Below are 23854 nucleotides of genomic sequence, written 5' to 3' on the forward strand. Positions count from 1 at the left end.
TGGAAGTAATATGACGCGACTAAGCAAAACAAAAAAAGCACATCACTTTTATCAATCTCTCATTGCTAGCACCGCTTTGAGTTTGTCCGCCGCTGGCTTGATGTGGCCAACGATAAGCAACGCTCAGATTGAAGAAGAGCAGCCTCGCTGGTTTGAAATTGAAGTGATTTTGGTTCAGCAATTACAGAATCAGTACCTGTCAAATGAACAATTTGATACTGGGATCCTGACGCCATATCAAGGAAAAAGCCTTGAACTTATCGAGCCGTATTTAACCGAATTAAAGAATTTCCAACACGCGCTACCCGAATGCGAATCATCCAAGGTTGATATGGCTCGGGCAAGTGACAAAGCTTATTTAGATGCTGCGGTGGCGGGTCATACCCTAAGCCAGGAAGAGACACAGGATATTACGATTGAGCTTGGCTGCAAACCGGCACAACCGCCACAATTGTTCGATGAGTTAACGCAAGGTGATATTACCGAGCTGGCCTATATTCCGAAATATTTTAGTGGTTACGAAAATCCGCAGGCCGAGCAGCCTTACCTGCTTGCCCAGGGTTCGCTACAACTTGGCCATATTTATCGCAGTCTGGCTCGTTCACAGCATTTTCGCCCACTCTTGCATCTTGGTTGGCGCCAGCCAGTACTGGCGCAAGGCGACGCATTACCCGTTAAGCTGATGGCGGGTGAAAACATAAATTTCCAATACCCCGAGCAAGCACAGACGTTAAACGAAATTCTGCTCGAACAACAAGTCGAATTGCCGCAATCGGGACTTCGGGATGAAGAACAGATTCAGGCAAACCTGCAGCGCATCATCGAACAATTGCAGGCTTCAGGTGACGAGATTGACGTTGCACCGATATTAGCGACCTTGCAACAGCAACAGCAGCTACTCAGTCAACAGCAACAAGCACAACAGCTTTCCCAGCTTATCGCCCGACCAAATCAGGACTGGTTTATCGAAGGCTTTTTCAAAGTCCATTTGGATCACTACTTATTTATCAACAGTGAATTTAATGTTTATCGACCACTAAATGAAGAGACCATTGAGGCGGTACAAAAAAATCAGACAGCGTCTGTCGATAATATTGTAACGTCGATTCCATTTAAGCAGAATCGGCGGGTAATCTCAGGTGAGCTGCATTATTTCGATCACCCTTTTATGGGCATGATCGTGCAGATCCGTCGTCACGAGCGTCCTCAACCGGAAGATGACATGGCAATTGCAACCGAACAATCACAAGCGAATGAATAACAAACGGTAAAAAATACAGACAAAACTCGGCAAAACCTAGTCAAATGTATCCGACTAACAGTCCACTTAGAGACTGACGTTAAGTATTAGGGGTTAGAAAAATATGAGCGAATCTTTGTACACACGTAACGGCGATCAAGGTATAACCCAACTGCCGGATAATCGACATGTATCAGTTAGCAAAAATGATCCCGCCATTGAATTTTACGGGGTGATTGAGGAGCTCAACGCTTATGTAGGGTTATTAAAAGCCTTTAAATTCTCACTGAGTGAGCAATAATTTAATGTGATTGGTATTAGCACTGAATTCACCGGCCCTTGGCGAAGTTGCGGACATACAGCGACAGCTGTTCGAACTCAGTCAAAGTACAAATTCGCAAGGCAAACTAGCGCCCTGTCATATTGATCAATTGGAACAATGGATTGATGGCAAATTAAGCTTATTGCCCACGCAACAGGGTGCTATTTTGCCCGGTGGCGATAAAACGGCAGCTCACGCCCGTGTGTGTCGGGCCATTTGTCGCCGAGCTGAACGCGCGGCGGTTGCCTTGCATAAACAACATCCGCAAGCGCCTGTTGCGCTCGCTTATTTAAATCGCTTGTCAGACTATTTTTTGGTTCTGGCTCGGCGAATCAATCAACGCCAGGGAGTATGTGATAACTCGCTGGTGTTGGACTCTGTTAAAGATCAGGATTAATGATGGACAAAACAACCGAAATTCAAGCAGCCGTTTTTCGTCGCTTACTGGCACATCTGGACAATCGCAAAGACGTGCAAAATATTGAACTAATGAATCTAGCGGGCTTTTGCCGTAACTGTTTCTCGAAATGGATGGTCGCAGAAGCTGAACAACTTGGGGTAACTATGGACCTCGATGAAGCGCGTGAAACGGTTTATGGCATGCCTTATGAACAGTGGAAAGAAAAGCACCAGTTGCCGGCGACCGAAGAGCAAAAAGCCAAATTTGCACAATTACAACGCGCAAAATAACAATCGCAATAACCCATCACACGTTAAAAAACGTGATAGCCTATGTCGTTTGCCCTGATCCTTGTTAACGTAAGTTACGTATCCGGGCATGTCCTTCATTGCCCTGCCCGTTTGAACGGCAATTATTTGGGCAGTTGTTTCGAACCAGTATGTTGCCCAAATCACAATGCGAATAAAAATTTTATCAAATACCCTGCTAACCACTACCGCTTTTGCCTGTATGTCCCTTATTAGCAATGCTGATGCCTTAGAAGCTAATGCCAACCAAGCTAGCAATAAAGCGCCCGCTAATAAACCGGACATCGCAACACCAATCAGCACAGATTCGGTTGAATCGAAAAATGGTCGACTCACTGGCATACCAGCCAGCGAGCAAAGCAGCAAGCAAGAAAGTAAGCGCGCTGCTGAGCAAAATAAGGTTGAGATTGGACTCCTGGATACCCTGGTAATTACCCCTAATCGCCAGCAAGGAAAAGTTCGTGACACGCAGCTTACTGTGCAGCGTCTGGATCAAGAGGCGATTGACCGGGAAACCATTAGTCATATTCAACAACTATTAAATGGTGTTTCTGGGGTGAACCTGAATCGCGGTAGCGGTCAGGAATATTTAAGCGCCATTCGTTCACCCGTCCTTACCGGAAGCGGAGCCTGTGGCGCCATATTGCTGCTCGAAAATAGTGTGCCACTACGTCCGGCAGGTTTTTGTAACGTCAATGGTTTGATTGAATCCCATCATGAGCAAGCGGAGCTTATTGAGGTTCAAAAAGGCCCGGGAAATGGCTTTTATGGCAGTAATGCTCTGCATGGCGCAATCAATGTTATCAACCCTGCCTCGGTCGCACAGACCGAAGCTCTGGCGCTGCAACTTGGCGAATACGGCCATGCCCGGTTGGGATTAAAAACCGCAGGTGATCATATTGCCACGACCACCACCTTATTTCATGAAGACGGTTACCGAGACGACAGTCAGGTTGACTGGCAAAAAATTAGCGTCGCCTACCAAGGGGATGCTCAGGATCTCCTGCAAACGACTCACCTGACGTTAATCAATCTTAATCAGAATACCGCGGGATATATCACCGGTAAAGACTGTTACAAAGACGAGCAAATCGCTCGCAGCAATCCGAATCCAGAAGCGTATCGGGATATCTTTGCTGCCCGCATTAGCCAGCAATATCAATTAGAAAATCTCGGACAGTTAACCCCTTATGCCCGGGTATCGGAGATGGAATTTTTAATGCATTTCCTACCAGGAAAACCATTGGAAACCAATCAACACGTCAGCCTGGGCACCCTGTGGCAAAATCAGTGGCAAAGTGACACGTTAGGTAGCCTAAACTACGGTTTGGACGTTGATATCGCCGACATTGAATTGCGACAAGAACAATTTTCGCCGACTCAGGGCTCAGCATTTTTAGTGGCAACTATCCCCGAGGGCAAACAGTACGATTTTCAAGTTCGTACCGTCAACAGCGGCGCTTTTGTGCAAATACAAAAAACCTTAACACCAAGGTTGCAATTAAATACCGGGATAAGAGCCGAGTACTCCCGCTACGATTATGACAATCGCATGAATAGCGGCCGCGTCGATGAACAAGGTAACCCTTGCGGATTTGGCGGCTGCCGTTACACCCGACCACAAGATTCCATTGATAGCTTTACCGATATATCGGCGAATTTAGGCCTGATTTATCAACTTAATCAACAACAGCAATGGCTGCTTAGCGTCAATCAAGGTTTCCGGCCACCACAAGTGAGTGAGTTGTATCGTTTACAGGGCGAACAATCGGTCAGCGAATTGGATTCTGAACATATTAAAGGCCTGGAATTAAGTTGGCGAGGCGACTGGCATAAGCACCAATTCAATCTGTCGGGTTATTATTACCACAAACATGACGTGATTTTTCGAGACAGTGAGCAATTCACCCGAAATGGTGGGGAAACCGATCATAAGGGGCTGGAAATTAGCTGGTCTTACGACCTGACTGATGCTTTGCAAAGCCAACTTGAATATACCTTTGCTAAACATACCTATAGCAATAACCCCGAAGGTTTAAATAACGATATCAACGGCAATGACATGGATACAGCTCCTCGAGAATTTGGGCGCTGGCGCTTAAACTATCAAGCCAATGACAATCAAAGCATTGCCTTGTCGGTCAGCCACATGGGTGGCTATTACACCGATATCGATAATTTACATCGCTATTCGGGACACGTGCTGGTGGACGCCTATTATCAGTGGCAACTCTCTGACAAATGGCGTGTTGGGCTCAAGGGACTCAACCTGTTAAACACGGCGTATGCCGAGCGCGCAGATTATACGGTATTTACCCAGGACAGATACTTCCCAGGCTTAGACCGACGTTTCTTTGTTCAGATGAATTACGCATTGTAATGTGCGCTATCGCGGATCCCTTAGGCACAGTCTAAACACCTTAAGTGCACATTAATGCCTTGGTAGTTGTGATAGTGGTGTTCTTGCTGTAGCGAGTAAATTAACCTTTGCACCGGATCAGGATTTCGATACCGAAGCGATTTCCTCTTCACTAAGCACACGCCATTGGCCTTGTTCAAGAGAGCTGTCCAGCTCTATCTCGCCTATTTTTTCCCGGTGCAAACCAATGACTCGATTGCCAATGGCGGCAAACATACGCTTTACTTGATGATATTTACCTTCACTGATCGTAAGCAGGGCTTCCCGGGGCGAAAGAATATCGAGAATTGCCGGTTTGGTAAGCTTGGCTTCGTTTTGCAGCTGCACGCCATCAGCAAAGGCTTGTACGGCACTAGCAGGAATGTCTTTAGAGGTTTGTACTCGATAGCGCTTAGCACAGTCTTTTTTCGGCGAGGTTATTTTATGAGACCATTGGCCATCATCGGTGATCAATACCAACCCGGTCGTATCGGCATCGAGCCTGCCGGCAATATGCAAATCAAACGCACGATCAACGTCGAGGAAATGCAGGACCGATGGGTATAGCTCGTCAATGTTCGAGCAAATACAGTCCTGCGGCTTGTGGAGCATGTAATAGCGAGCTTGCTCAAAGCTCAACGGATTATCAAACAGGGTAACGTCGGACTCAGGATACACCTGAAATCCAGGGTCTTTTACGATATCCCCAGCGACTCGAATTTCCCCTTGCTTGAGGAGCTTTTTCGCTTCGGAACGGGTCAATTCGGTACAGCGGCAAATAAATTTATCTAAACGCATAAATACAGCATCAGGCCTAATATCTGGCAACAGGGTGAAAAGCTTAAGTTTAACACCCCATTACCGGCCACTAAAGCCAGCATCCGTAAATTTATGGCCATCGTGCGCGAAAACGAATCACTCAGTGCTATTTTATTTCAGAGAGAAATAACTTGTTGGGATTCTCATTGAAAAAAAAGTCATTCACCATTATTCGCAATAAACGAGATTTGGGAATATGGGTCTGCTCGGATAGCTCGTTTAACTGCTTTATCGCATCGTCACTGAGTGTGAAGGTAGCATGTTTAAATGGCTTCCCCTCTTCACAGTGATTATCCTCTGCAAACCGTTTTTTAAATATCTCTGCTTGCTGACTCGCTTCGGCGCTGACAATTTGCGGTTTCCCCTGGGCATAATTGTTGGCATCTTCGATAAAATCGTCGACACTAAAACTCATTTTTGCCTTAGGTTTTTCCTGCTTTTTCAGATCAGCTAAACTCATAGCTCAGTTCCTGCTCAATAGATAAGAACTCATTGGCGATGGCTCGAATTTCGTCGGCTGCTTTGCCATTAGGTTCCGCTTCAAATACAGAAGTTCCCTTCTCTTCCGAATCATCGTATATATTGCGGTTATAGGTTACCGCGTCCAATACGTTGATGCCGTAAGACGAACAAACTTCTTTGGCTTCAATGATCCGCCCTGCCTGATTCGGTAATGATGGACATTGGGTGATAACAAAAGATGCAATCATCTTTGGATTCACCATTTTACAGGTACTGAGCATATCTTCCATATGCGGAGCTGTTTTTATATCGCGACGCTTTGGTCGCAATGGAATAAGCACGTGCTCGGCAACCGACATTGCCGCCCTGAGCGCCAGGTTATCCTGACCACCACAGTCAACAATCACATAATCGTAGTGCTCGTTCAGGCTTAATAAATCGTTGCGGATTTTACCGTACAACTGAATACAATTGATGGTAACCAGATCGGGATCATTATTTCGGGCCTGGATCCAATCTGAAGTCGTTCTTTGTGGATCGCAATCGGCGATCAATACACTGGCATTTTTTTCTTTGGCGAGATAAACACCTATATTTTGAGCCAGACAGCTTTTTCCGCTGCCGCCCTTTTCACCACCAACCAGAACAATCATGAGTTTAATTCCTTGTAATTGAGAGAATACATTTTTAGTGGGGGCTAAAAAATAGAGGGTTAGTCAACCATTTGCAGGCCAATCGAGAAACGATTACCCGTTAACTCGATACAACGCACAACTCTGGAGACTAGTGTTTGACTTTCAGGGTGATCAGCCTGAAAACAAATACTAACTTCGGTATCAACAGCAATGGCAAATTCGTGTTCAATACGAAGTCCACCCCGGGAAAAATCCAAACAAACCGATTTTACTTTGTGGGCCTGGCCTTCTTCGTCTCGCCATAACAAGTCGACGGTTTCATACTCCATATCAATACGGAAATATTGACGGCGTTCAGAAACATCTTGCTCAGAGTTAGACATTTTTATTCCTTTTATCTAAATCAGGTAACGCCAATATAACAAAATTAACAATTGAATTACAAACATCGAGTAACATGGTAAAAATATAAAAAATCCATTTATATTTAATTAGATGCAATATGCAGCGGGTATTTCAGATGCTCGTTGCTATTTACGGCGCAGATCTTGCCCTTATCAACAACAAATACATTTCACCCAGGCTTTTAAGGAACCCTATGATTTATCAACTCGATGCCTTAGTACCGCAAGTCGACGCTTCCTGTTTTATCGCAGACAATGCCACCGTAATCGGTAATGTCACCATAAAGGCTGATGCGTCGGTTTGGTTCAACGTAGTGATCAGGGCCGACAACGATGCCATCATCATCGGTGAAGGCAGTAACATCCAGGATGGCAGTGTATTGCATATCGACCCGGGCTTTGCCATGAACATAGGAAAAAACGTAACGGTCGGCCACAAAGTAATGCTCCATGGCTGTAATATCGGCGATGGCAGTTTAGTGGGTATCAATGCCGTAGTGCTTAACGGCGCAAAAATCGGTAAAAATTGTTTGATTGGTGCCAATGCTCTGGTCACCGAAAATATGGAAATCCCAGATGGTTCTCTCGTGCTAGGCTCACCGGCAAAAGTCGTCAAAACATTGAATGAAGACCAACAGCGCCAAGTTGCAGCTGGTGCTAGTCACTATGTCAATAATGCGAAGCGGTATAAAGCGGGGTTGAAGTCTCTTAAGTAAGCAGACGGCAGGTTTCAGGGTTCGGAAAAAGCGCACCCGCTTGGCGCCATTCCAAACTTGATTTGGAAATTCTTCGAGATGAAGAAAGACACACGTTTCTTTGAGTGGAGGTTACGATAAATCGTAATGGCGGAATAATGCGAAAAACGCATTGGCGTGGATAAGGTTTCATTGTATGAAACCTTGGTATAAGCCCCAAAAAACTGCGTCATTCCCTGCCACGACAGGGAATCTGTCACCTCAACACTGAGCGATTTAAGGATAGCGTTGCACTCACCAGTTGAATCCATAGCCATTTGCCGACCTTTTTTATCGATAACGCATGGTTCAAGAACGAACGCTGCTATTCCTTCTTACTCGCACCGCTCACAATCGCTAGGAAAAATTACGGCTCTAATAAATCAATCAAAAACGCGTAAATAAGCGCTTGGTCTTTGTAACGTTTATATCGACCCGATACACCTCCATGCCCTGCTTCCATATTAATATGAAATAGCAATTCATTATTGTCAGTCTTTTTCTCACGTAATTTGGCGACCCATTTGGCTGGCTCAAAGTATTGTACCTGTGAATCGTGCAAACCCGTGGTTACCAAAAGGTTTGGATACTCTTTTGCTTCTACGTTGTCATAAGGCGAATAAGACAACATGTAATCATAGTATTGCTTGTCGTTAGGGTTGCCCCACTCATCGTACTCATTGGTGGTCAAAGGGATGGTGTCATCCAACATGGTGGTCACAACGTCAACAAATGGTACCGCCGCCACCACACCACGATAAAGTTCAGGTGCTTGGTTAATCACAGCCCCCATCAACAAACCACCTGCACTACCACCAATTGCAAAGATTTTATCTTTCGAGCCAAATTTACTTTTAACTAATTCACGGCTGACATCAACAAAGTCGTTAAAGGTATTTTTTTTGTTCAGCAGTTTGCCTTCGTCATACCATTTACGGCCTAACATAGAGCTCCCACGAACATGTGCAACAACATACACAAAACCACGGTCGACCAAACTAATTACCGAATCTCTGAAGAATGGGTCAATGGTTGAACCATAAGAGCCATAGCCATATTGCAACAATGGATTGTTGCCATCACCTTTAAACTGATCCTTTTTATAAAGAATACTCACTGGAATATCAGCTCCGTCTCGCGCTTTCATCATAACGCGCTCAGAATGATATTGTTTGGCATCATAACCGCCCACCACTTCATCCTGTTTCTTCAATTCAATCGATGTTAAATCGAGGCTGATATCATAAACAGAACGAGGTGTGGTCATACTTTGATAACCAACACGAACAAAGTCTGCTTCAAAATCAACGTTGGACTGCAAGAAAACAGAATATAAGGATTCATCAAACTCAACAGGCGCGAATTCACCGCTATTTAAATTCATTACACGAAGGCCCATTAAACCATTTTTGCGTTGGGTGTATACCAATGCATCTTTGAGTACCAAAAATCCTGAAATCAAAGTGTCATCACGATGTTCAACTACATCCACCCATTTGCTTTTGTCAGGCAAATCAGTTTTCGCCACTTTCGATATTTTGAAGTTCTTGGCATTTAAATTAGTAAGGATGTAAAAGTCGTCACCATGCGGCTTGACGCTATATTCCAAATCTCGCTCAATGGCGTGCGCCAGCTTAAACTCACCCTCAGGTTTGTTGGCGTCAAGTAATGACACACCAAGACTGACCGTACTGTTATGGAAAATCTCAATGTATTGGTCGTCTAGTGATTTACCAATCCAGGTGTAGAACGACTTATCTTTTTCTTCATACATCAACGCATCGTCTTCTTGCTTAGTTCCGAGGGTGTGACGATACACCTGAAAACCTAACAAGGTTTGCGGATCTTTTTTGGTGTAGAAGACAGTGTTAGAATCATTCGCCCAAATGATTTGCCCGTTGGTACCGGTAAGCTCATCGTCAAAAGTGTCACCCGTATGAATGTTTTTGAACTTGATGGTATAGACGCGACGACTTAACAAATCTTCTGAATAGGCCAGAAGTTGGTTATCAGGGCTTACGGATAAACTGCCCGTGGCGTAATAGTCTTTGCCTTCAGCAAGTTTATTCTCATCTAATAATACCTGCTCCTGAGTTTCGCCAATCTTGGTGCGGCTATAAATACGATATTCCCCACCTGTGACAAATTTGCTTTGATAGGTATATCCATTTTTCGTGTAAGGTACAGATGAGTCATCTTTTTTAAGGCGCCCGACCATCTCTTTATATAAGGAATCTTGTAGCTCTTGCGTGTGTGCCAATTTTGCCATGGCATAATCTTCTTCGGCTTGCAAATGCGCAAGAATTTCAGGCTCAGAACGTGTGTCATCACGTAACCAGTAGTAATTATCAATGCGCTCATCACCATGAACCTGAATTTTCTTTGGAACTTTCTTAGCAATAGGTGCGACTACTTGACCCTCATCCACAGGATTTTCCTTAACGTCATGATCAACACTGCAACCTGATATATACAACAGCAGTAGTAACAAAGCGACTTTCTTCATTTTCAAATTCCATCTTAACCTATTGACAATATTAGATTTAGTAAATAATAAACGTTTACAGAAATCAACATATAAAGAACAATATTATTCAATAAAAAACAATAAGTTAAGAAAATCAGATTGATTGAAAAATTATAGTGTTCAAAATTTAAACCCGTATAAAGCATGTCGTTATACATTTTTTAATGAGTTTTCGACGTAACGATATCCTTTCCTTTTATTGATATTCAGCAGGTCATACCCACTGACAAATTGGATATTTTTCACATTCTATGTTGCAAATGAACCTCTGCTTTCACTCTGAGCTGTGCAAAAACTTAATGGCATTGGTATAAGACACGTGCAGAACGATTAAATCCTTGTGTTGCGTCCATCGGTTGAAATCTCAGTATTGGTGAACATGAGTAACCTTGTTCACATCTACTCAATGGTATATTCAATCAGCTCTTCTACGTAGACATAATCACCTTGTGACTGTGTCAATTTGATAAAGGTTTTTAAGTTGGGGGCATACACGTGAATATCTTCCGTATCAGCACTGAATCCCCGTGAGTTTGATACCCTACCTTGGTATTTGATGGTATAAGCCATGAACGTTCCAGCCTCAACCGTTTCCTTCTTAAAGGATAAAACTTCGGCATGTTGTACCGTTGAGCCTTTCGTACCGTCTTCACTGGTCCAGTGCTCTTCAAATTTCCATTTTTTACCGACATGCAAAGGCCAGCTATACCGAGGCGTTTTACTTGCAACTGGCTGAACAATCTCGGCAAGGGGAATAACGGCATGCTGAGTGACCATGTATAGGCCATCATTTTGGCTGACAATCTTTTTGGTATCTGTACCTTCGGCGCGTACCTCACCAGATGTCGTTACCCCTTTGTATTTCCATACCCATTTCTCACCATTGGTATAGTCTGCTTCGGTAGGCTGGCGTGAACCATCAAGCTCTTTTGCGTTGATAAAAACACTAACCATTAACAGTGTAAAAAATGATAAATATTGCGTCTTCACGTACAAAACCTCCTCGTTAACAAAATAGTCGGCTCAAATAGTAATGGCTATTTTGAAGCAACTACCCTTAGTGGCGCTAACACTTCTGATTATGAAGAGTTAAAGCGACAAGCAACAACCTGAAATGTTCTATTTTTCCGTATTGCAGACAAAAGCAAAGTGCTGTTGATCCTCACTCATCACCATTCGGGTAATATTGCCGTCACAGTCCTTCGAAAAATCTTGCCAGATAGCCCATTTCACGCCACTGACGTTTGGTTGTTTTAAGGTAACCGCTTCCGGTGTTGGGGTTAAATCGATTTTTGCCTGATAAACTTTATTACCAATCGCGGTTAACAACGAACCGTCCATATGCCAGGCGTAATACATGTTTTGAGAGGGAAGGTTAATATTTGCGTGGGTTGCTTTTTGCTCTGGGTTATAGATATACATCTGCCATCCCTGCCCATGTTCTTTGTTATAACTAAACAGCTCGGTACCTGGAATTTTTCGCAATGTTCGGCCAATATTCATATCCACAACATGAGACTCTTTATCATCAATACTGGCACGCTGTAACTGCATCGGTTCACCCAATACAAACAACAATAATTCATCGTCGGTTAACCAAACATGATAACCAACATCAAACAATTCTGGATATAACGATGAGCCCTTTGCCTTTGCATCCGCTCCCGTCTCGTTCAAAGGGTATTGCCAAAGCAGTTGTCGGCCATCACTGCCAACCCGGATCACACTAAAGTGCTCTCCATCTGGCGTTACTGTCGGCGAGTATTCGCTGGCGGCGGAGTTGGTCAGATTGGTTAATTGCGCCGTGCCTAGGTCATATCGCATACTATCGGTTTGCTGAGTCGTTTCGTCTTCTTGCTTAACCGTAAACATGGCGGTAAATAACAACGCCTTGGAATCTGGGGTAAAGTGCGGCTGGTTATCGTAACCCGGACGCTGCGTGATATTTGCCACATGGCTGACTTTATCATCGGTTAGATTAACCAGATAAATGTCATCTTCTGCCCGTGCGCCCGCAGAAACGGTTAGTGTTAGCGCCATCGCTGCTAAAGAACAATTAAGCTTTTTACAAAAGGGTTTTATAAAAAGTAAAGGGGTATAGCTCGCGGCAAATTTCATGATTGATGACATCCTTAACCGATTGAAAATTCAGTTAACTGTCGCCTGTTCACTTTCCATTGTCAATATTGTTACGGACGTAATGTTAGAGACCACCAACTGCTATCCACAAAGAGAATAACATCCGCGTTTTTAATACCGCACTAATACAACGCTGCTAATGGTAAGGAGAATCAATAATACCAATCACATTAAGTTTGTGCACAACTCAGAGTTAGGGCAGAGGTTCAGTTACCATATAGATTTTATTGATATAGTCATTCTATATTAATGAAATATAGGGCTGTAAATGGACCTTAAGATAAACTCCCTGCGGGTGAGTTTTAAAGGCATTTATGCTGCGTTACTGATTTTGACCGATTTTGAGATAATGGAGCGACCATTCTCTGCAATCAAAGCCTTGCCTAAAAGCCTTTAAATTCTCACTGAGTGAGCAATAATTTAATGTGATTGGTATAACAACCAATAATCATGCGTTTAAGTAGTCAAGGTAGCGTTTAACCGCATTGGCATTGCCAAGGTTTGTCTGTTTAACGCCGCATTGATATCGATAGCTAAACACATCAAACCACAAATTCAACACATCACCGGCTTGCTTGTTTTGCGATAGCTGCAGAATTCTGGCAGCCACTTCTGCAGTCGCCAGTTGTTGAGCTTTTTGGGCTGTACGCACATGATAACGAGACAAAATTTCAGAGGAACAGTCAGACGGGGCTAAAACGTTAGGGTGCATTAATTCTGCGGGTATCGAGAGCATAGGGATCTGATGCAAATACGGGCTTTTACGATACATTTTCCGTGCCTGTCGCCATGTTGCATCAAGCAGGATAAACAAAGGCCTTGGAGAATGGCAGCCAGGTTTGGCTGATGTTTTACTAAGTTCCTGAATATCGAGAACCGGTTGCGTCTCAACCGCATATTCTTCGGGAAACACCAGGAACGGCTGATATTGCTCGGACGTTAATAACGCCAGAAAACCTTCTGCTATTTCGGTACGATGCCATAAAAATGCTTGGGTGTCGGGTAGAATGTCAGCGATCAATCGCCCGGTGTTACTGGGCTTTAAGACCTCATCGTCATACATTAACAACGCAAAGCTGGCATTCGCTGATTGCGGCCTTACTAGGTCACAGATACAATATTGAACATCAATGCGACAGTACTGGCAGCGGTCAACGCCCGAGCCCCGGGCATTGAAAGGTCGGGTGCTGATGGATTTTCGATAGTGAAAGAGTTTGTGAACCGCATGAGGATAAGTATCGGGAATCATGGCGTCGCGACTGATTAATCCATATCGTCTAATGGCCAGGTTACCAGATGATCTTCATAATCATGAATATCCACTTCGCTATCCTTAAGCACCTTGCCTCTGACCGACATACCGGCTTTATGCATGGCGGATTTTTTGCCTTTATTCAATAAAGGATGCCAGGACGGTAAGCCCCTGCCCTCATGCAAGCGACGATAACTGCAGCTCGGCGGCATAAAGAATATGTCCTGCAAGTTATCTTGGGTCAATTGAACGCAATCAGGGACAAGACGGGTTCTTTCACTGTACTTTGAACAGCTGCAGGTTTTGTCATTTAACAGATGACACACCACATTAGTGTAAAGTAGCTCTTCACCATCACGAATGTAATCGGTCGGACTTAAAGATTCCACCGGCTCGTGTTCTTCAATGTGTTCATCATCCGAATCGTCTTCGATAATTTTGTGTAAACAACATTTTCCACAACCATCGCAAATGGCTTCCCATTCGTTACGATCCATTTCTGCCAGAGTTTTTTGCGTCCAAAACTCTGGCGCTAAGGTTTTCTTCAAAATATATGTCCAAATACACCCGTTAAAGAGCGATTCACCGACAGCGGTCTTCGCGTCTACGGGTTAAATTTAATGCGATCAGCCAAATGGCCCACACTGGTAACAAAATAATAGGACAGATTCCAATGCATCAGGCACTTATAATTGTCATAGGCAAGATACGCGCGACCTTTTTCCCCGTCCGGAAAGACCATAGCCGCGGTTATATCAACGTTCGGTAGATCCTGACCATTAAATCGTCTTACTCCGGCTTTTTGCCAATCGGCCAGCGACATTTCTGTACGCTTCCAGGCTTTTAACCAATTCGAACGCCCTCCGGTATTTTGTGGGATGGCCAATGAATAATCGAAATCGTCCGGCAGTGTTACTTGTCTGGCCCAGGTAATCGAATCATCCCAGCCTACCGACTTTAAGTAATTGGCAATTGAAGCAAAAACATCCGTAGTATTGTTCCAGATATCTTTTTTACCGTCGCCATCACCATCTGCCGCATAGGCTAAAAATGAGCTCGGCATAAACTGGTTATGCCCCATCGCACCTGCCCATGAGCCTTTCATATCCGCAGGTTTGATATGGCCTTGATCCAATATCGTCAAGGCATCCATTAATTGTTTTTTAAAGAAGCTTTCCCGGCGCCCTTCATAGGCTAACGTACTTAACGCCGATACAACGTTGTAGCTACCCGTAATGTTACCAAAGTTTGACTCAAGCCCCCATAAAGCGACAATAAAGCGCGGCTGTACCCCGTATGCTTTACCGACTTTTTGCAGTTCAGCCTGATGAGTTTTCATCATTTCTTTGGCTTTTTTTACTTTCCAGTCGGACACGCGAACGGGCAAATAGGTTTCCAGTGTTTCCACGCGTTCCGGTTGGTTTTTATCCGCTTTGATTGCGCGTTGATGGAATGTGATATCTGCGAATGCGGAATCGATTAATGTCTGGCTAAAACCTTTATCGACAGCTTCTTTTTTTAAGGTTTCAACGTATTGGTTAAATCCTTCTTCAGAAAGTTGCTTTTGAGCAAACGCCACATTAGAAATGCACGCAGAAGAAATTGCGGAAAGGAAAATAAATCGACGAATCTTGCTTGTTGAGAACATAGCAACCCCTTTAACTATTGTTGTGATAATTGATCAGCTTTGTGCTGTTTTAATAAGTCTTCGGTTGGGGGCGGTAACTGCAAATAAAAGCCTTTATCCAAAAGCGCAGTTTTTACTTTTTCAATATCTGCTATTGCCAGTTTATCTCGGTTTGACAAATTTACCAAGGTTACCAACTGTGGCGTTCCAAACGTGGTTAGCAATGCTTCAGGTACTGAAGAAAAATCGTCTCGTTTAATTACATACAAGAAGGTTTGTGGCTTCTTGGGGCTTCGATAAATTGCACAAATCATAATTCAGACACCAGCTAGAAATTATACCAATCACATTAAATTATTGCTCACTCAGTGAGAATTTAAAGGCTTTTAGACAAGGCTTTGATTGCAGAGAATGGTTATTCCATTGTCAAAATCAGTAACGCAGGATAAATGCCTTTAAAACTCACCCGTAGGGAGTTTATCAGAGGTCCATTTACGGCCCTATATTTCATTAATATAGAATGACTATATCAATAAAATCTATGTGGTAACTGAACCTCTGCCCTAACTCTGAGTTGTGCACAAACTTAATGTGATTGGTATTAGCTGGGCAATATACCACGCAACGCCAGTCAGGCCAACGTCTTACTTGATATCGTTGGCGTTTATATTATCGCTAGTTATCGATCAGGTTTTGCAACAATCTTAGCTATTGTAAATGACACACAAACGTTCCGGTTTTGAATCGCTGAAGATGATTTTCTTTCCTGAACCGGGATGTTTGTTAAAGTTTAAATCCCCCGTTTGAGAATTCGAGCAAATCTTCCTTAAAAAGTTCCCCACGCCAGCCATTTATTAATTCGACCTGTTCAGGATGTAAATGTTGTTCATTAAGCTGCCAAAACCAGCTTAAATACTGATTCATGTGTTTTTTTCCGGCAACAACCGGTAAATCAAGATGTTGTTGTTCAGCCAGTTTCGTCAGGAAGGTTTTTAAGTTTTTAAAAATGTTTTTATAACCCGGGTAACTATCGAGGCGGCTGATGGTTTTTGGCAGGTGTTCCGGGGGAAGTTTCAGGGCATTTCTGATCACAGCTAACATCGCCTTTCCCTGATGACGAACATCGAGTATATCAATGCCTTCATAGCTTGCCATGGCGCCAACATTGTTCGGCTTACGGCGCGCTAAGGTTAGTAGTGTATTGTCTTTGGCAATAAAGTTTAATGGCAGATTGCGCTTAACCGCTAATTGATAACGCCAGGCATACAATTGCTGTAATATTGACAGCTGCATCGCATCTAATCGAAATGCCTGTTTGCTTTCCAGATACAGGGATTGAGGTTGCACCGGTTGAAATTTTTTCTCAATCATTCGGGCGCTGTCTTGCATTGCCTGCTCAAACCAGCCTGCGGTTTCAAGTTCTTGCAATATCTGACCACTTACCTGATGCAAATAACGGACATCAGCCGCGGCATACACCAATTGGTTGTCAGATAACGGTCTTTTTAGCCAATTGGTGCGGGATTCACTTTTATCCAGTTCAATATCAAGATAGTGGAGGATCATAGCGGCATAACCTAATGACAGGCCGTGTCCCAAAAATGCCATGGCAATTTGCGAATCCAACATATTGATGGGTTGGCAATTACCTGCGTGTAAAAATACTTCAAGATCTTCAGAGCAAGAGTGGATTATTTTAAAAATATCAGGAGATTCAAGCAGCTGCCAAAACGGGCTAAGATCAGAAACGGCAAGCGGATCGATTAACACTAAACGATTGCCATCACTGGCCTGGATTAGTCCGAGGTTCGGAAATAATGTACGGGTTCGAACAAATTCAGTGTCGATGGCAAGAACGCAGTCAGGTGTCACGGATCCACAAAAGGCATCCAGGGCGGATTGATCTTGTATATATTCAGCTTGCACAGTTTCTCCGGGGGCTTGGTAGATTGGCAATTAATACGGCAGACAACATCCACCAAAACCAATATGTTATCAATAATCTAAAATAAATCACAGGCTTAAAAAGCAAAAAACGTGGGGTCAGTATCTAACTGACGCCACGCTTGGGTTTCACCATTTGCCTCAATAGCCGGAATTTTCTGAGACTATCTAAGTTCCCGGCGTAATATCTTACCGACATTACTTTTTGGCAATTCATCTTTAAATTCGACCAGTTTAGGAACCTTGTAATTGGTGAGGTGTTGTTTACAGTGCTTAATTAGATCTTTTTCACACAATTGCGCATTGCGCGAGACGACGAATATTTTCACCATTTCACCACTAACCTCATGCGGGATACCGATAGCAGCAGCCTCAACAATATCAGGATGCATCATCACCACTTCTTCGATTTCATTCGGGAATACATTAAAACCTGAAACGATGATCATATCTTTCTTGCGATCGACGATTTTAAAATACCCTAGCTCATCCATCAGGGCGATATCTCCGGTATACAACCAACCGTCTTTGAGCACTTCATCGGTGGCTTCCGGACGGTTGTAATACCCTTTCATTACCTGTGGGCCTTTAACAATCATCTCGCCAGCTTCACCTAGCGGACGTTCATTACCCAGTTCATCGACGATTTTTACATCCGTTGACGGTGCAGGCAAACCAATAGTGCCGTTATAGGCTTTTTGATTGTATGGGCTCACGGTTACCAAAGGCGCACATTCGGTTAAACCATAACCTTCAAGTAATCGGGTACGTGTTACCTGCTGCCAACGTTCCGCGACCGGTTGTTGAACCGCCATACCGCCACCCAGTGAAATCTTCAGACTACTAAAGTCCAGGTTTTTAAACCCTTCGGTATTGAGCAAGCCATTGAACAAGGTGTTAACCCCTGTTAACGCCGTAAACTTGTACTTTTTTAATTCCTTAATGAAATTAGGCATGTCTCTTGGGTTGGTGATTAACAGGTTGCTACCACCGAGAGTGACAAACAGCATGCAGTTCGCGGTTAACGCAAAGATATGATAGAGCGGTAGCGCAGTGACTACCAACTCTTTACCATCTTCCAGCATTGGCCCAAGTACGCCTTTCGCTTGCTCAAGATTCGCAATCATATTGCGATGGGTGAGCATAGCGCCTTTTGACACGCCGGTTGTACCACCGGTGTATTGTAAAAAGGCGAGATCGTCGCCAATAATTTCGACCGGTTGAAAATCGAGCTTAGCGCCTTTCTCCAGAACTTGATTAAAGCTGATGGTATTGTCAAGCTGGAACGCCGGCACCATTTTTTTAACATGGCGAACCACCAGATTAACCAAATTGCCTTTTAAGAACCCAAGGCGATCGCCCAGTGACGTTAAAATCACTTTCTCAACAGGCGTTTCACTAATCACGTCTTCGAGGGTTTTAGCAAAGTTTTCAATGATAACAATGGCTTTGGTTCCAGAGTCATTGAGTTGGTGCTTTAATTCCCGTGCGGTGTATAAAGGATTAACATTGACCACAATTAAACCGGCCAACAATCCACCGAACAAGGCAATCGGATATTGCAATGTGTTAGGAACCATAATGGCTAACTTATCGCCCTTTTTTAAGCCCAAATCTTGTTGCAGATAGGCGGCGAAAGCCGTGGCTTGTTCAGCTAATTCACGATAAGACAGTTTCACATCCATATTGATGAATGCGGTATTATCGGCATACTGCTGACTGTATTTATTGAATAATTCCGCTAAAGATTGATACTTATCCGCATCAATTTCCGTTGGTACTCCGGGAGGATAACTTTTTTCAAGCCAAATTTTCTCCACAACACTTCTCCTAACTTTTTTCAGAGCATCGTTTATTATCTGAATTTGTTTTAATCAAGCACTCGCTATGCGGTAATACCCAACTTCGATGCCGTATCATTATTGTTGTCGCAGGCAGCTAAATCGCAGATGAGCTGAAACACTTATTAAACCTTAATCAAGGCACAGATAAGAATTAAGTTAGCTCAATTATAGTCGAATTGTGTGCAGGCTCTGCTTAAGAACGAAAGTGCTCTATGATTCCACACTGGGGGTTAAAAGCAAGAGGTAAGACCAGAAATTTTTACATTCTTGTCATTGCTCGGTCATAAAATCAGCAAAGCGTTAACCCGCAAGGGTCAGGAGAGTAAATATTTTGTTAAATACTGCGCCAGAGTATCCACATCTTCCATGTGAACATGATGACCGCCGCTAAGATTAACACTTTGCAACTGTCGGTAAACGGATTGCCAGTGAGCAATGCCTTTTTGTACCGACTCAAATCCTGAGTCACCAAAGAATAAGGTAACTGGACATTCAATATGGGCAATGATTTGCTCGACTTCAGCCAATGAATAACGAATCACCGACGTATTGCGCACTTTCGGATCAGATAACCATTGATAGTCTTGTCCGTTTTGTTTCATGCTTCGCTCTGTTAATAACTTAGCCTGGGGGTAAGCAAGGTCCGACACATTAATACGAGCCTGAATGGCCGCTTCAAGGCTTTGATGTCGGCTTTTCATACGGGTTTTCTGTCGACTTAAAATACCGCTTCGTAATTGTTTCGAGGGATGTTCAGCCATCGGCAGTAAGCCAATGCCTTCGATAAGAAATAAGGACGTAACCCGTTCATTGAATGCCGAAGTAAATAGGTTGGCCACCATCGCCCCCATGGAATGACCCAGTAGTATTACCTTATCCCAATTTTGAGATTCTAAAAGTTGATAAAGATCGTCAACCCAGTCGGTAAAGTAATAGTGGGCATCAGCAGACCGATGGGATGACAATCCGTGCCCAGCCCAATCAATCGCAACAAAAAAGAATTGCTCCAACAATGGTGAGTCAGCTTGCTGAAGAGATTCCATCAATGGTACAAAACTGGCGGCATTATCCAGCCAACCATGCAAACAAAGCACGACTTGCCCTTGCGGATTTCCTGTTGTTAATGCCGCAAGTTCAAAAGGTTTGTCTGCAACTCGTGTATTTAGCCTGTAAACCTTTTCGGATATTGTCATCATTTGCTTCCCTGACTACGTCGCCCTAAAAATAGTAATGCCCAAACCGCCATTGCCAACCAGATCAATATCCACACAAACCCCGGAATAAAGGTATATTGTGCCAACAAATAGGCATCGCTTTGTTGCGGCGTTGACCACAAATACCATGGGCTTTGCAACGCGTTTAACATCACAATTAAAGCGATTATCTTTAACAAAGGTGCAAGAAAAGTACTGCGACTGTATGCCAGTTTCAAACCAAAAACGGCAGCAAGAACCAGGCAAATGAGTATCGTAAACAGGTCTTTAACCCATAACACACAGGTCAAAACGATCAGTGCGATTAAAGCCCAACTGATGAGTTTTGCCCCCTGACGATGAGCGCCCGCGCCAAGGTACATCAGCATGCCGAACAATACCGCGCCAGCATAGCCGCTAAAGGCGATGACAATCGAATTGCCACCAGCACTGGTACACAGTCCCGCGCCATTAGCAAATAACTGAATACGGATGATTCGCCCTCCACTTAGCAATGCCGCCAGACCATGGCTAATTTCATGAAAAAAGCTTTCCAGCCATTGAAAAGGGATACTCAGAATTGGGATCTGGCTGAGCAACAAAGCGATCACCACCAATAGCCAGAAATTGTGTAAGGGTAACCAGCCAGATTTTGCGGCCATAGTACTACCTGTTGTTTATTATACATTCAATTGGGGCGGAGCCATTATCGTTTGCCCCTGTCCCGGTCAATTATGCTAATGACTTAAAACGATCTCTATGCTGATTGACGCTGATCCGGTTGGAGTATTGGCTTACTCCCTGCCTGGAAGTTTCTTCCAGGTAACCGTATCACGAACGTATACCGGTTGCGCTAACGCCGCTTCGACACCCTGACCATCGGCAAAATCTTTGCTTCCAATGGCTAGCATGTATTGGGCCTGGGGAAAACGAACTTGCTCATCAATACGCTTTAACTGACATTCCGCCAGGGCTTCGTGATACGCCTGCCAGGCGGAACCGACACCCGCCACTTCATGGTGATTGATATTTAATTGGTTAAGTTTCTCCGCCAATAGTTGCGGCGAAAATACTTGCTCCGCGGCCAATGGTTGCATGATGCCATTGTCATCGGCTTTATAGGCGCCACAGTAAATTTCGGACATCCGGGCATCAATGGCTGCAACAACAATTGTCGTTTTGGTTTGTTCAAAAGCCTGTTGAGCCATGGTTTGTAATGTGGATACGCCAATAACGGGTAAATTTGCGGAATAAGCCAAGCCCTGAGCTACGCCAATCCCAATTCGAACACCGGTGAAGCTGCCAGGCCCACGACCAAACATCAAACCATCCAGTTGGTTCAATTTAACACCCGCTTCGTTTAACACTTCATCCACCTGCGGTAACAACAACTTGCTGTGCGATTGCGGACTCAGTTCGTAGCGGCAAAAGGTCTTGCCTTGATATTGTAAGGCGACAGAACAGGCTTCTGTTGAAGCATCAATGGCCAGATAGTTCACTCAATTTCTCTCTTTTGTTTGGCGGTTAATCGCCTCTAAAAATGTTACCGCGCGATCCAGTTCCCGGGTGCGCTGCATATCAGGCAAGCTGTTCAAAAACACTTGTCCGTAATGCCGATTCACTAATCTTAAATCACAAATTGCCATTACGCCGCGATCGTCGATATCACGAATCAATCGCCCCACTCCCTGCTTTAACGCAATAACCGCCTGCGGTAATTGGATTTGCGCAAATGGCTCTTTGCCCTGACGTTTCACATCCTGACTTCTCGCCTGTAATAATGGATCATCTGGCGATGCAAAGGGTAATTTATCAATAATAACACAGGTTAAATTATCACCTCGAACATCAACACCTTCCCAGAAACTCGAGGTCGCCAATAATACCGAATCTGGCTGCTCAATAAAATGGTCCAATAGGACTCTTTTCGCCATTTGTCCCTGCACCAGCAATGGGTTATCGATGGACTCCGCTAATATTTCCGCCACCTGATTTAACATCCGGTAGGAGGTAAACAACATAAAGCATCGTCCATTACTGGCTCGAATCAACGGCATGGCAACATCAACCAATGCCTGAGCGCGATTATGAGCGTGCGCTTCAGGTAAGTATCTGGGCACCAGCAACAACGATTGTTGCTGGTAATCAAATGGGCTATCCAATAGCATGCTGCGAGCACTGCTCAGTCCTAATTGTTTTGAAAAATGTTCAAACTGGCCATCAACCGCCAAAGTCGCTGAGGTAAACACCCAGGCACTATCGCTTTTCTCGACAACATCAGAAAATTTATCGGCAATACTTAATGGCGTTAAATGCAAGGTGATATGCCGACGGGTGGTTTCATACCATAGACTAGTGCCGGGTTTATCCACCTGCTGCATTAAATCGCACAGGCTCAAAAGCTGCGTGGCCCGCTCGAAGCAATTATCGATAGCTTCGGTTCGCGACACACACAGCTTTAACACCTCATATAAAAACGTTAAATCATCAACGACATGGCTAAACCCCTGAGAAAACGTCGTCATGCGCAGTCGTTGTCGCCAATCCCCCCGTTCAGGATTTTGCCCAAATAGCAGACGAAAATTCGCCGCCGAGCGCTGCAGCTTTTCAGCCGCTTTGCCGAGCTGTTTCACATCGGTTAACTCAACCCGGTATTGCTGCAGGCAATCACTGGCTAAATCCAGCAACTGGCGGGAAGAAAAACTTTGCCCAAAATATTCTGTAGCGATATCGGGAATTTGATGGGCTTCATCAAAAATTATGGTTTGTGCCGCTGGGATAAGCTCACCAAAACCGGTATCTTTGAGTGCCAAATCGGCGAAAAACAAATGATGATTGACGACCAGCACATCGGCTTCGATAGCGCGTTCCCGCGCTTTCACCAGATAACAGGTTTCATAATCCGGACACTGTCGTCCAAGACAATTATCTGAGGTGGACGTCACCTGAGTGAAAATCGCGGAGTCATCCGCAACGTCGGTTAACTCTCCAATATCACCCGATTGGGTATGACTTGACCACTGTCTAATTTTAACCAAATCTGCTAATGCTGCGGCATCAAGTTGAACCCCTGCCTGACGGCGTTTATGAGGTTGAGACGAAAAATTTTCTTCGAGACGATAGGTACACAGATAATTGCTTCGACCTTTTAGCAGGGCAATTTTTAACTTGCTACCAAGGGCTTTTTTCACCAAGGGTAAATCTTTGTGAAACAGTTGTTCCTGAAGAGTTTTAGTACCCGTAGATACAATGGTTTTCTGCTCACTTAGAAATGTAGGGAGCAGATAAGCAAAGGTTTTTCCGGTTCCTGTTCCGGCTTCTACCAGTAACGTCTCTTTGTCAGCGATTACCTGCTCAACTTCCAAACTCATATCGAGCTGCGCCTGGCGCGGATTAAAGCCGTTTATCGCTTTTGCCAATGGTCCCGTTGACGAGAACGCCTGGGATACGGATTTTGTTGTTGTCATTGTTAAAACGCATAAGAGGCAATCATTCTCGCCAGTATAACCAAAAGCGTATCGTCTCGAAAGATAATACCAATCCCATTAAATTATTGCTCACTCAGTGAGAATTTAAAGGCTTTTAGACAAGGCTTTGATTGCAGAG

General features: G+C 44.1%; 23 protein-coding genes. 6 read left to right on the plus strand and 17 right to left on the minus strand.

Annotation, left to right across the window (positions count from 1 at the left end):
- The first annotated feature begins 10 nt into the window (after window positions 1-10).
- The 5 genes from ACHUFQ_RS12995 (at window position 11) to ACHUFQ_RS13015 (ending at window position 4650) form a co-directional block, all read left to right on the plus strand.
- Complete coding sequence (locus ACHUFQ_RS12995) at window positions 11-1261, plus strand: CsiV family protein (protein WP_394176138.1); 1251 nt, start codon at window positions 11-13, stop codon at window positions 1259-1261.
- A 103-nt stretch (window positions 1262-1364) separates the two neighbouring features.
- Complete coding sequence (locus ACHUFQ_RS13000; protein WP_394176139.1) at window positions 1365-1541, plus strand: ATP:cob(I)alamin adenosyltransferase; 177 nt, start codon at window positions 1365-1367, stop codon at window positions 1539-1541.
- A 10-nt stretch (window positions 1542-1551) separates the two neighbouring features.
- Window positions 1552-1959, plus strand: a complete 408-nt coding sequence (locus ACHUFQ_RS13005) for an ATP:cob(I)alamin adenosyltransferase (protein ID WP_394176140.1) — start codon at window positions 1552-1554, stop codon at window positions 1957-1959.
- A gap of 2 nt (window positions 1960-1961) precedes the next feature.
- A complete protein-coding gene (locus tag ACHUFQ_RS13010) occupies window positions 1962-2252 on the plus strand; it encodes a DUF1244 domain-containing protein (protein WP_394176141.1) in 291 nt (96 codons plus the stop codon).
- Between the two features lie 166 nt (window positions 2253-2418).
- Window positions 2419-4650, plus strand: a complete 2232-nt coding sequence (locus tag ACHUFQ_RS13015) for a TonB-dependent receptor (protein WP_394176143.1) — start codon at window positions 2419-2421, stop codon at window positions 4648-4650.
- Between the two features lie 117 nt (window positions 4651-4767).
- Here ACHUFQ_RS13015 and rsuA read toward each other — a convergent pair whose 3' ends face one another.
- From rsuA to ACHUFQ_RS13035, 4 genes are all read right to left on the minus strand, one after another.
- A complete protein-coding gene (gene rsuA, locus ACHUFQ_RS13020) occupies window positions 4768-5466 on the minus strand; it encodes a 16S rRNA pseudouridine(516) synthase RsuA (protein ID WP_394176144.1) in 699 nt (232 codons plus the stop codon).
- Window positions 5467-5593: 127 nt separating this feature from the next.
- The gene (locus ACHUFQ_RS13025) at window positions 5594-5947 is read right to left on the minus strand and encodes a ribbon-helix-helix domain-containing protein (RefSeq protein WP_394176145.1); all 354 of its coding nucleotides are present in this window, start codon (window positions 5945-5947) and stop codon (window positions 5594-5596) included.
- Complete coding sequence (locus ACHUFQ_RS13030) at window positions 5934-6602, minus strand: AAA family ATPase (protein ID WP_394176147.1); 669 nt, start codon at window positions 6600-6602, stop codon at window positions 5934-5936. The genes ACHUFQ_RS13025 and ACHUFQ_RS13030 overlap by 14 nt, the downstream gene beginning before the upstream one ends.
- Window positions 6603-6661: 59 nt before the next feature.
- Window positions 6662-6967 carry a PilZ domain-containing protein gene (locus ACHUFQ_RS13035; RefSeq protein WP_394176148.1) on the minus strand — a complete coding sequence of 102 codons (306 nt, stop codon included), beginning with the start codon at window positions 6965-6967 and terminating at the stop codon, window positions 6662-6664.
- Window positions 6968-7182: 215 nt separating this feature from the next.
- On the opposite strand from ACHUFQ_RS13035, the gene ACHUFQ_RS13040 reads away from it, so the two are divergent.
- Window positions 7183-7704 carry a gamma carbonic anhydrase family protein gene (locus ACHUFQ_RS13040; protein WP_394176149.1) on the plus strand — a complete coding sequence of 174 codons (522 nt, stop codon included), beginning with the start codon at window positions 7183-7185 and terminating at the stop codon, window positions 7702-7704.
- A 385-nt stretch (window positions 7705-8089) separates the two neighbouring features.
- On the opposite strand, the gene ACHUFQ_RS13045 is transcribed toward ACHUFQ_RS13040, so the two are convergent.
- The 13 genes from ACHUFQ_RS13045 to ACHUFQ_RS13105 all read right to left on the minus strand — a co-directional run bounded on the left by ACHUFQ_RS13045 (window position 8090) and on the right by ACHUFQ_RS13105 (window position 23715).
- Window positions 8090-10228, minus strand: a complete 2139-nt coding sequence (locus ACHUFQ_RS13045; protein WP_394176151.1) for a S9 family peptidase — start codon at window positions 10226-10228, stop codon at window positions 8090-8092.
- A 420-nt stretch (window positions 10229-10648) separates the two neighbouring features.
- Window positions 10649-11239 carry a hypothetical protein gene (locus ACHUFQ_RS13050; protein WP_394176152.1) on the minus strand — a complete coding sequence of 197 codons (591 nt, stop codon included), beginning with the start codon at window positions 11237-11239 and terminating at the stop codon, window positions 10649-10651.
- A gap of 129 nt (window positions 11240-11368) precedes the next feature.
- Window positions 11369-12367, minus strand: coding sequence for a TolB family protein (locus ACHUFQ_RS13055; RefSeq protein WP_394176154.1), 999 nt, complete (start codon window positions 12365-12367; stop codon window positions 11369-11371).
- A gap of 469 nt (window positions 12368-12836) precedes the next feature.
- Window positions 12837-13637 (minus strand): tRNA-uridine aminocarboxypropyltransferase, encoded by an 801-nt coding sequence (locus tag ACHUFQ_RS13060; protein ID WP_394176155.1) that lies wholly within the window; start codon window positions 13635-13637, stop codon window positions 12837-12839.
- A 14-nt stretch (window positions 13638-13651) separates the two neighbouring features.
- Window positions 13652-14188, minus strand: coding sequence for a YcgN family cysteine cluster protein (locus ACHUFQ_RS13065; RefSeq protein WP_394176156.1), 537 nt, complete (start codon window positions 14186-14188; stop codon window positions 13652-13654).
- Window positions 14189-14244: 56 nt separating this feature from the next.
- On the minus strand, window positions 14245-15288 hold the full coding sequence (locus ACHUFQ_RS13070) for a lytic murein transglycosylase (protein WP_394176158.1): 1044 nt from the start codon (window positions 15286-15288) through the stop codon (window positions 14245-14247).
- A gap of 14 nt (window positions 15289-15302) precedes the next feature.
- Window positions 15303-15581 carry a YcgL domain-containing protein gene (locus ACHUFQ_RS13075; RefSeq protein ID WP_394176160.1) on the minus strand — a complete coding sequence of 93 codons (279 nt, stop codon included), beginning with the start codon at window positions 15579-15581 and terminating at the stop codon, window positions 15303-15305.
- Between the two features lie 469 nt (window positions 15582-16050).
- The gene (gene rnd, locus ACHUFQ_RS13080) at window positions 16051-17193 is read right to left on the minus strand and encodes a ribonuclease D (RefSeq protein ID WP_394176161.1); all 1143 of its coding nucleotides are present in this window, start codon (window positions 17191-17193) and stop codon (window positions 16051-16053) included.
- Window positions 17194-17375: 182 nt separating this feature from the next.
- On the minus strand, window positions 17376-19031 hold the full coding sequence (fadD, locus tag ACHUFQ_RS13085) for a long-chain-fatty-acid--CoA ligase FadD (protein ID WP_394176162.1): 1656 nt from the start codon (window positions 19029-19031) through the stop codon (window positions 17376-17378).
- Between the two features lie 338 nt (window positions 19032-19369).
- A complete protein-coding gene (locus ACHUFQ_RS13090) occupies window positions 19370-20251 on the minus strand; it encodes an alpha/beta hydrolase (protein WP_394176164.1) in 882 nt (293 codons plus the stop codon).
- Window positions 20248-20910: a M50 family metallopeptidase gene (locus ACHUFQ_RS13095; RefSeq protein ID WP_394176166.1), complete on the minus strand. Its 663-nt coding sequence runs from the start codon at window positions 20908-20910 to the stop codon at window positions 20248-20250. Before ACHUFQ_RS13095 ends, ACHUFQ_RS13090 begins: the two co-directional genes overlap by 4 nt.
- A gap of 132 nt (window positions 20911-21042) precedes the next feature.
- Window positions 21043-21747, minus strand: coding sequence for a tRNA (adenosine(37)-N6)-threonylcarbamoyltransferase complex dimerization subunit type 1 TsaB (tsaB, locus tag ACHUFQ_RS13100; RefSeq protein ID WP_394176168.1), 705 nt, complete (start codon window positions 21745-21747; stop codon window positions 21043-21045).
- Window positions 21748-23715: an ATP-dependent DNA helicase gene (locus ACHUFQ_RS13105; protein ID WP_394176169.1), complete on the minus strand. Its 1968-nt coding sequence runs from the start codon at window positions 23713-23715 to the stop codon at window positions 21748-21750.
- Window positions 23716-23854: the final 139 nt, after the last annotated feature.

It is taken from the genome of Thalassotalea litorea, assembly GCF_043642205.1.
GTDB lineage: Bacteria > Pseudomonadota > Gammaproteobacteria > Enterobacterales > Alteromonadaceae > Thalassotalea_A > Thalassotalea_A litorea.

What these genes read in the sequence shown, in the direction of transcription:
- ACHUFQ_RS12995 (WP_394176138.1), top strand. Translation starts at nt 11, where the DNA reads ATGACGCGACTAAGCAAAACAAAAAAAGCACATCACTTTTATCAATCT.
- ACHUFQ_RS13000 (WP_394176139.1), top strand. Translation starts at nt 1,365, where the DNA reads ATGAGCGAATCTTTGTACACACGTAACGGCGATCAAGGTATAACCCAA.
- ACHUFQ_RS13010 (WP_394176141.1), top strand. Translation starts at nt 1,962, where the DNA reads ATGGACAAAACAACCGAAATTCAAGCAGCCGTTTTTCGTCGCTTACTG.
- ACHUFQ_RS13015 (WP_394176143.1), top strand. Translation starts at nt 2,419, where the DNA reads ATGCGAATAAAAATTTTATCAAATACCCTGCTAACCACTACCGCTTTT.
- rsuA (WP_394176144.1), bottom strand. Translation starts at nt 5,466, where the DNA reads ATGCGTTTAGATAAATTTATTTGCCGCTGTACCGAATTGACCCGTTCC.
- ACHUFQ_RS13025 (WP_394176145.1), bottom strand. Translation starts at nt 5,947, where the DNA reads ATGAGTTTAGCTGATCTGAAAAAGCAGGAAAAACCTAAGGCAAAAATG.
- ACHUFQ_RS13030 (WP_394176147.1), bottom strand. Translation starts at nt 6,602, where the DNA reads ATGATTGTTCTGGTTGGTGGTGAAAAGGGCGGCAGCGGAAAAAGCTGT.
- ACHUFQ_RS13035 (WP_394176148.1), bottom strand. Translation starts at nt 6,967, where the DNA reads ATGTCTAACTCTGAGCAAGATGTTTCTGAACGCCGTCAATATTTCCGT.
- ACHUFQ_RS13040 (WP_394176149.1), top strand. Translation starts at nt 7,183, where the DNA reads ATGATTTATCAACTCGATGCCTTAGTACCGCAAGTCGACGCTTCCTGT.
- ACHUFQ_RS13045 (WP_394176151.1), bottom strand. Translation starts at nt 10,228, where the DNA reads ATGAAGAAAGTCGCTTTGTTACTACTGCTGTTGTATATATCAGGTTGC.
- ACHUFQ_RS13055 (WP_394176154.1), bottom strand. Translation starts at nt 12,367, where the DNA reads ATGAAATTTGCCGCGAGCTATACCCCTTTACTTTTTATAAAACCCTTT.
- ACHUFQ_RS13060 (WP_394176155.1), bottom strand. Translation starts at nt 13,637, where the DNA reads ATGATTCCCGATACTTATCCTCATGCGGTTCACAAACTCTTTCACTAT.
- ACHUFQ_RS13070 (WP_394176158.1), bottom strand. Translation starts at nt 15,288, where the DNA reads ATGTTCTCAACAAGCAAGATTCGTCGATTTATTTTCCTTTCCGCAATT.
- ACHUFQ_RS13075 (WP_394176160.1), bottom strand. Translation starts at nt 15,581, where the DNA reads ATGATTTGTGCAATTTATCGAAGCCCCAAGAAGCCACAAACCTTCTTG.
- ACHUFQ_RS13090 (WP_394176164.1), bottom strand. Translation starts at nt 20,251, where the DNA reads ATGATGACAATATCCGAAAAGGTTTACAGGCTAAATACACGAGTTGCA.
- ACHUFQ_RS13095 (WP_394176166.1), bottom strand. Translation starts at nt 20,910, where the DNA reads ATGGCCGCAAAATCTGGCTGGTTACCCTTACACAATTTCTGGCTATTG.
- ACHUFQ_RS13105 (WP_394176169.1), bottom strand. Translation starts at nt 23,715, where the DNA reads ATGACAACAACAAAATCCGTATCCCAGGCGTTCTCGTCAACGGGACCA.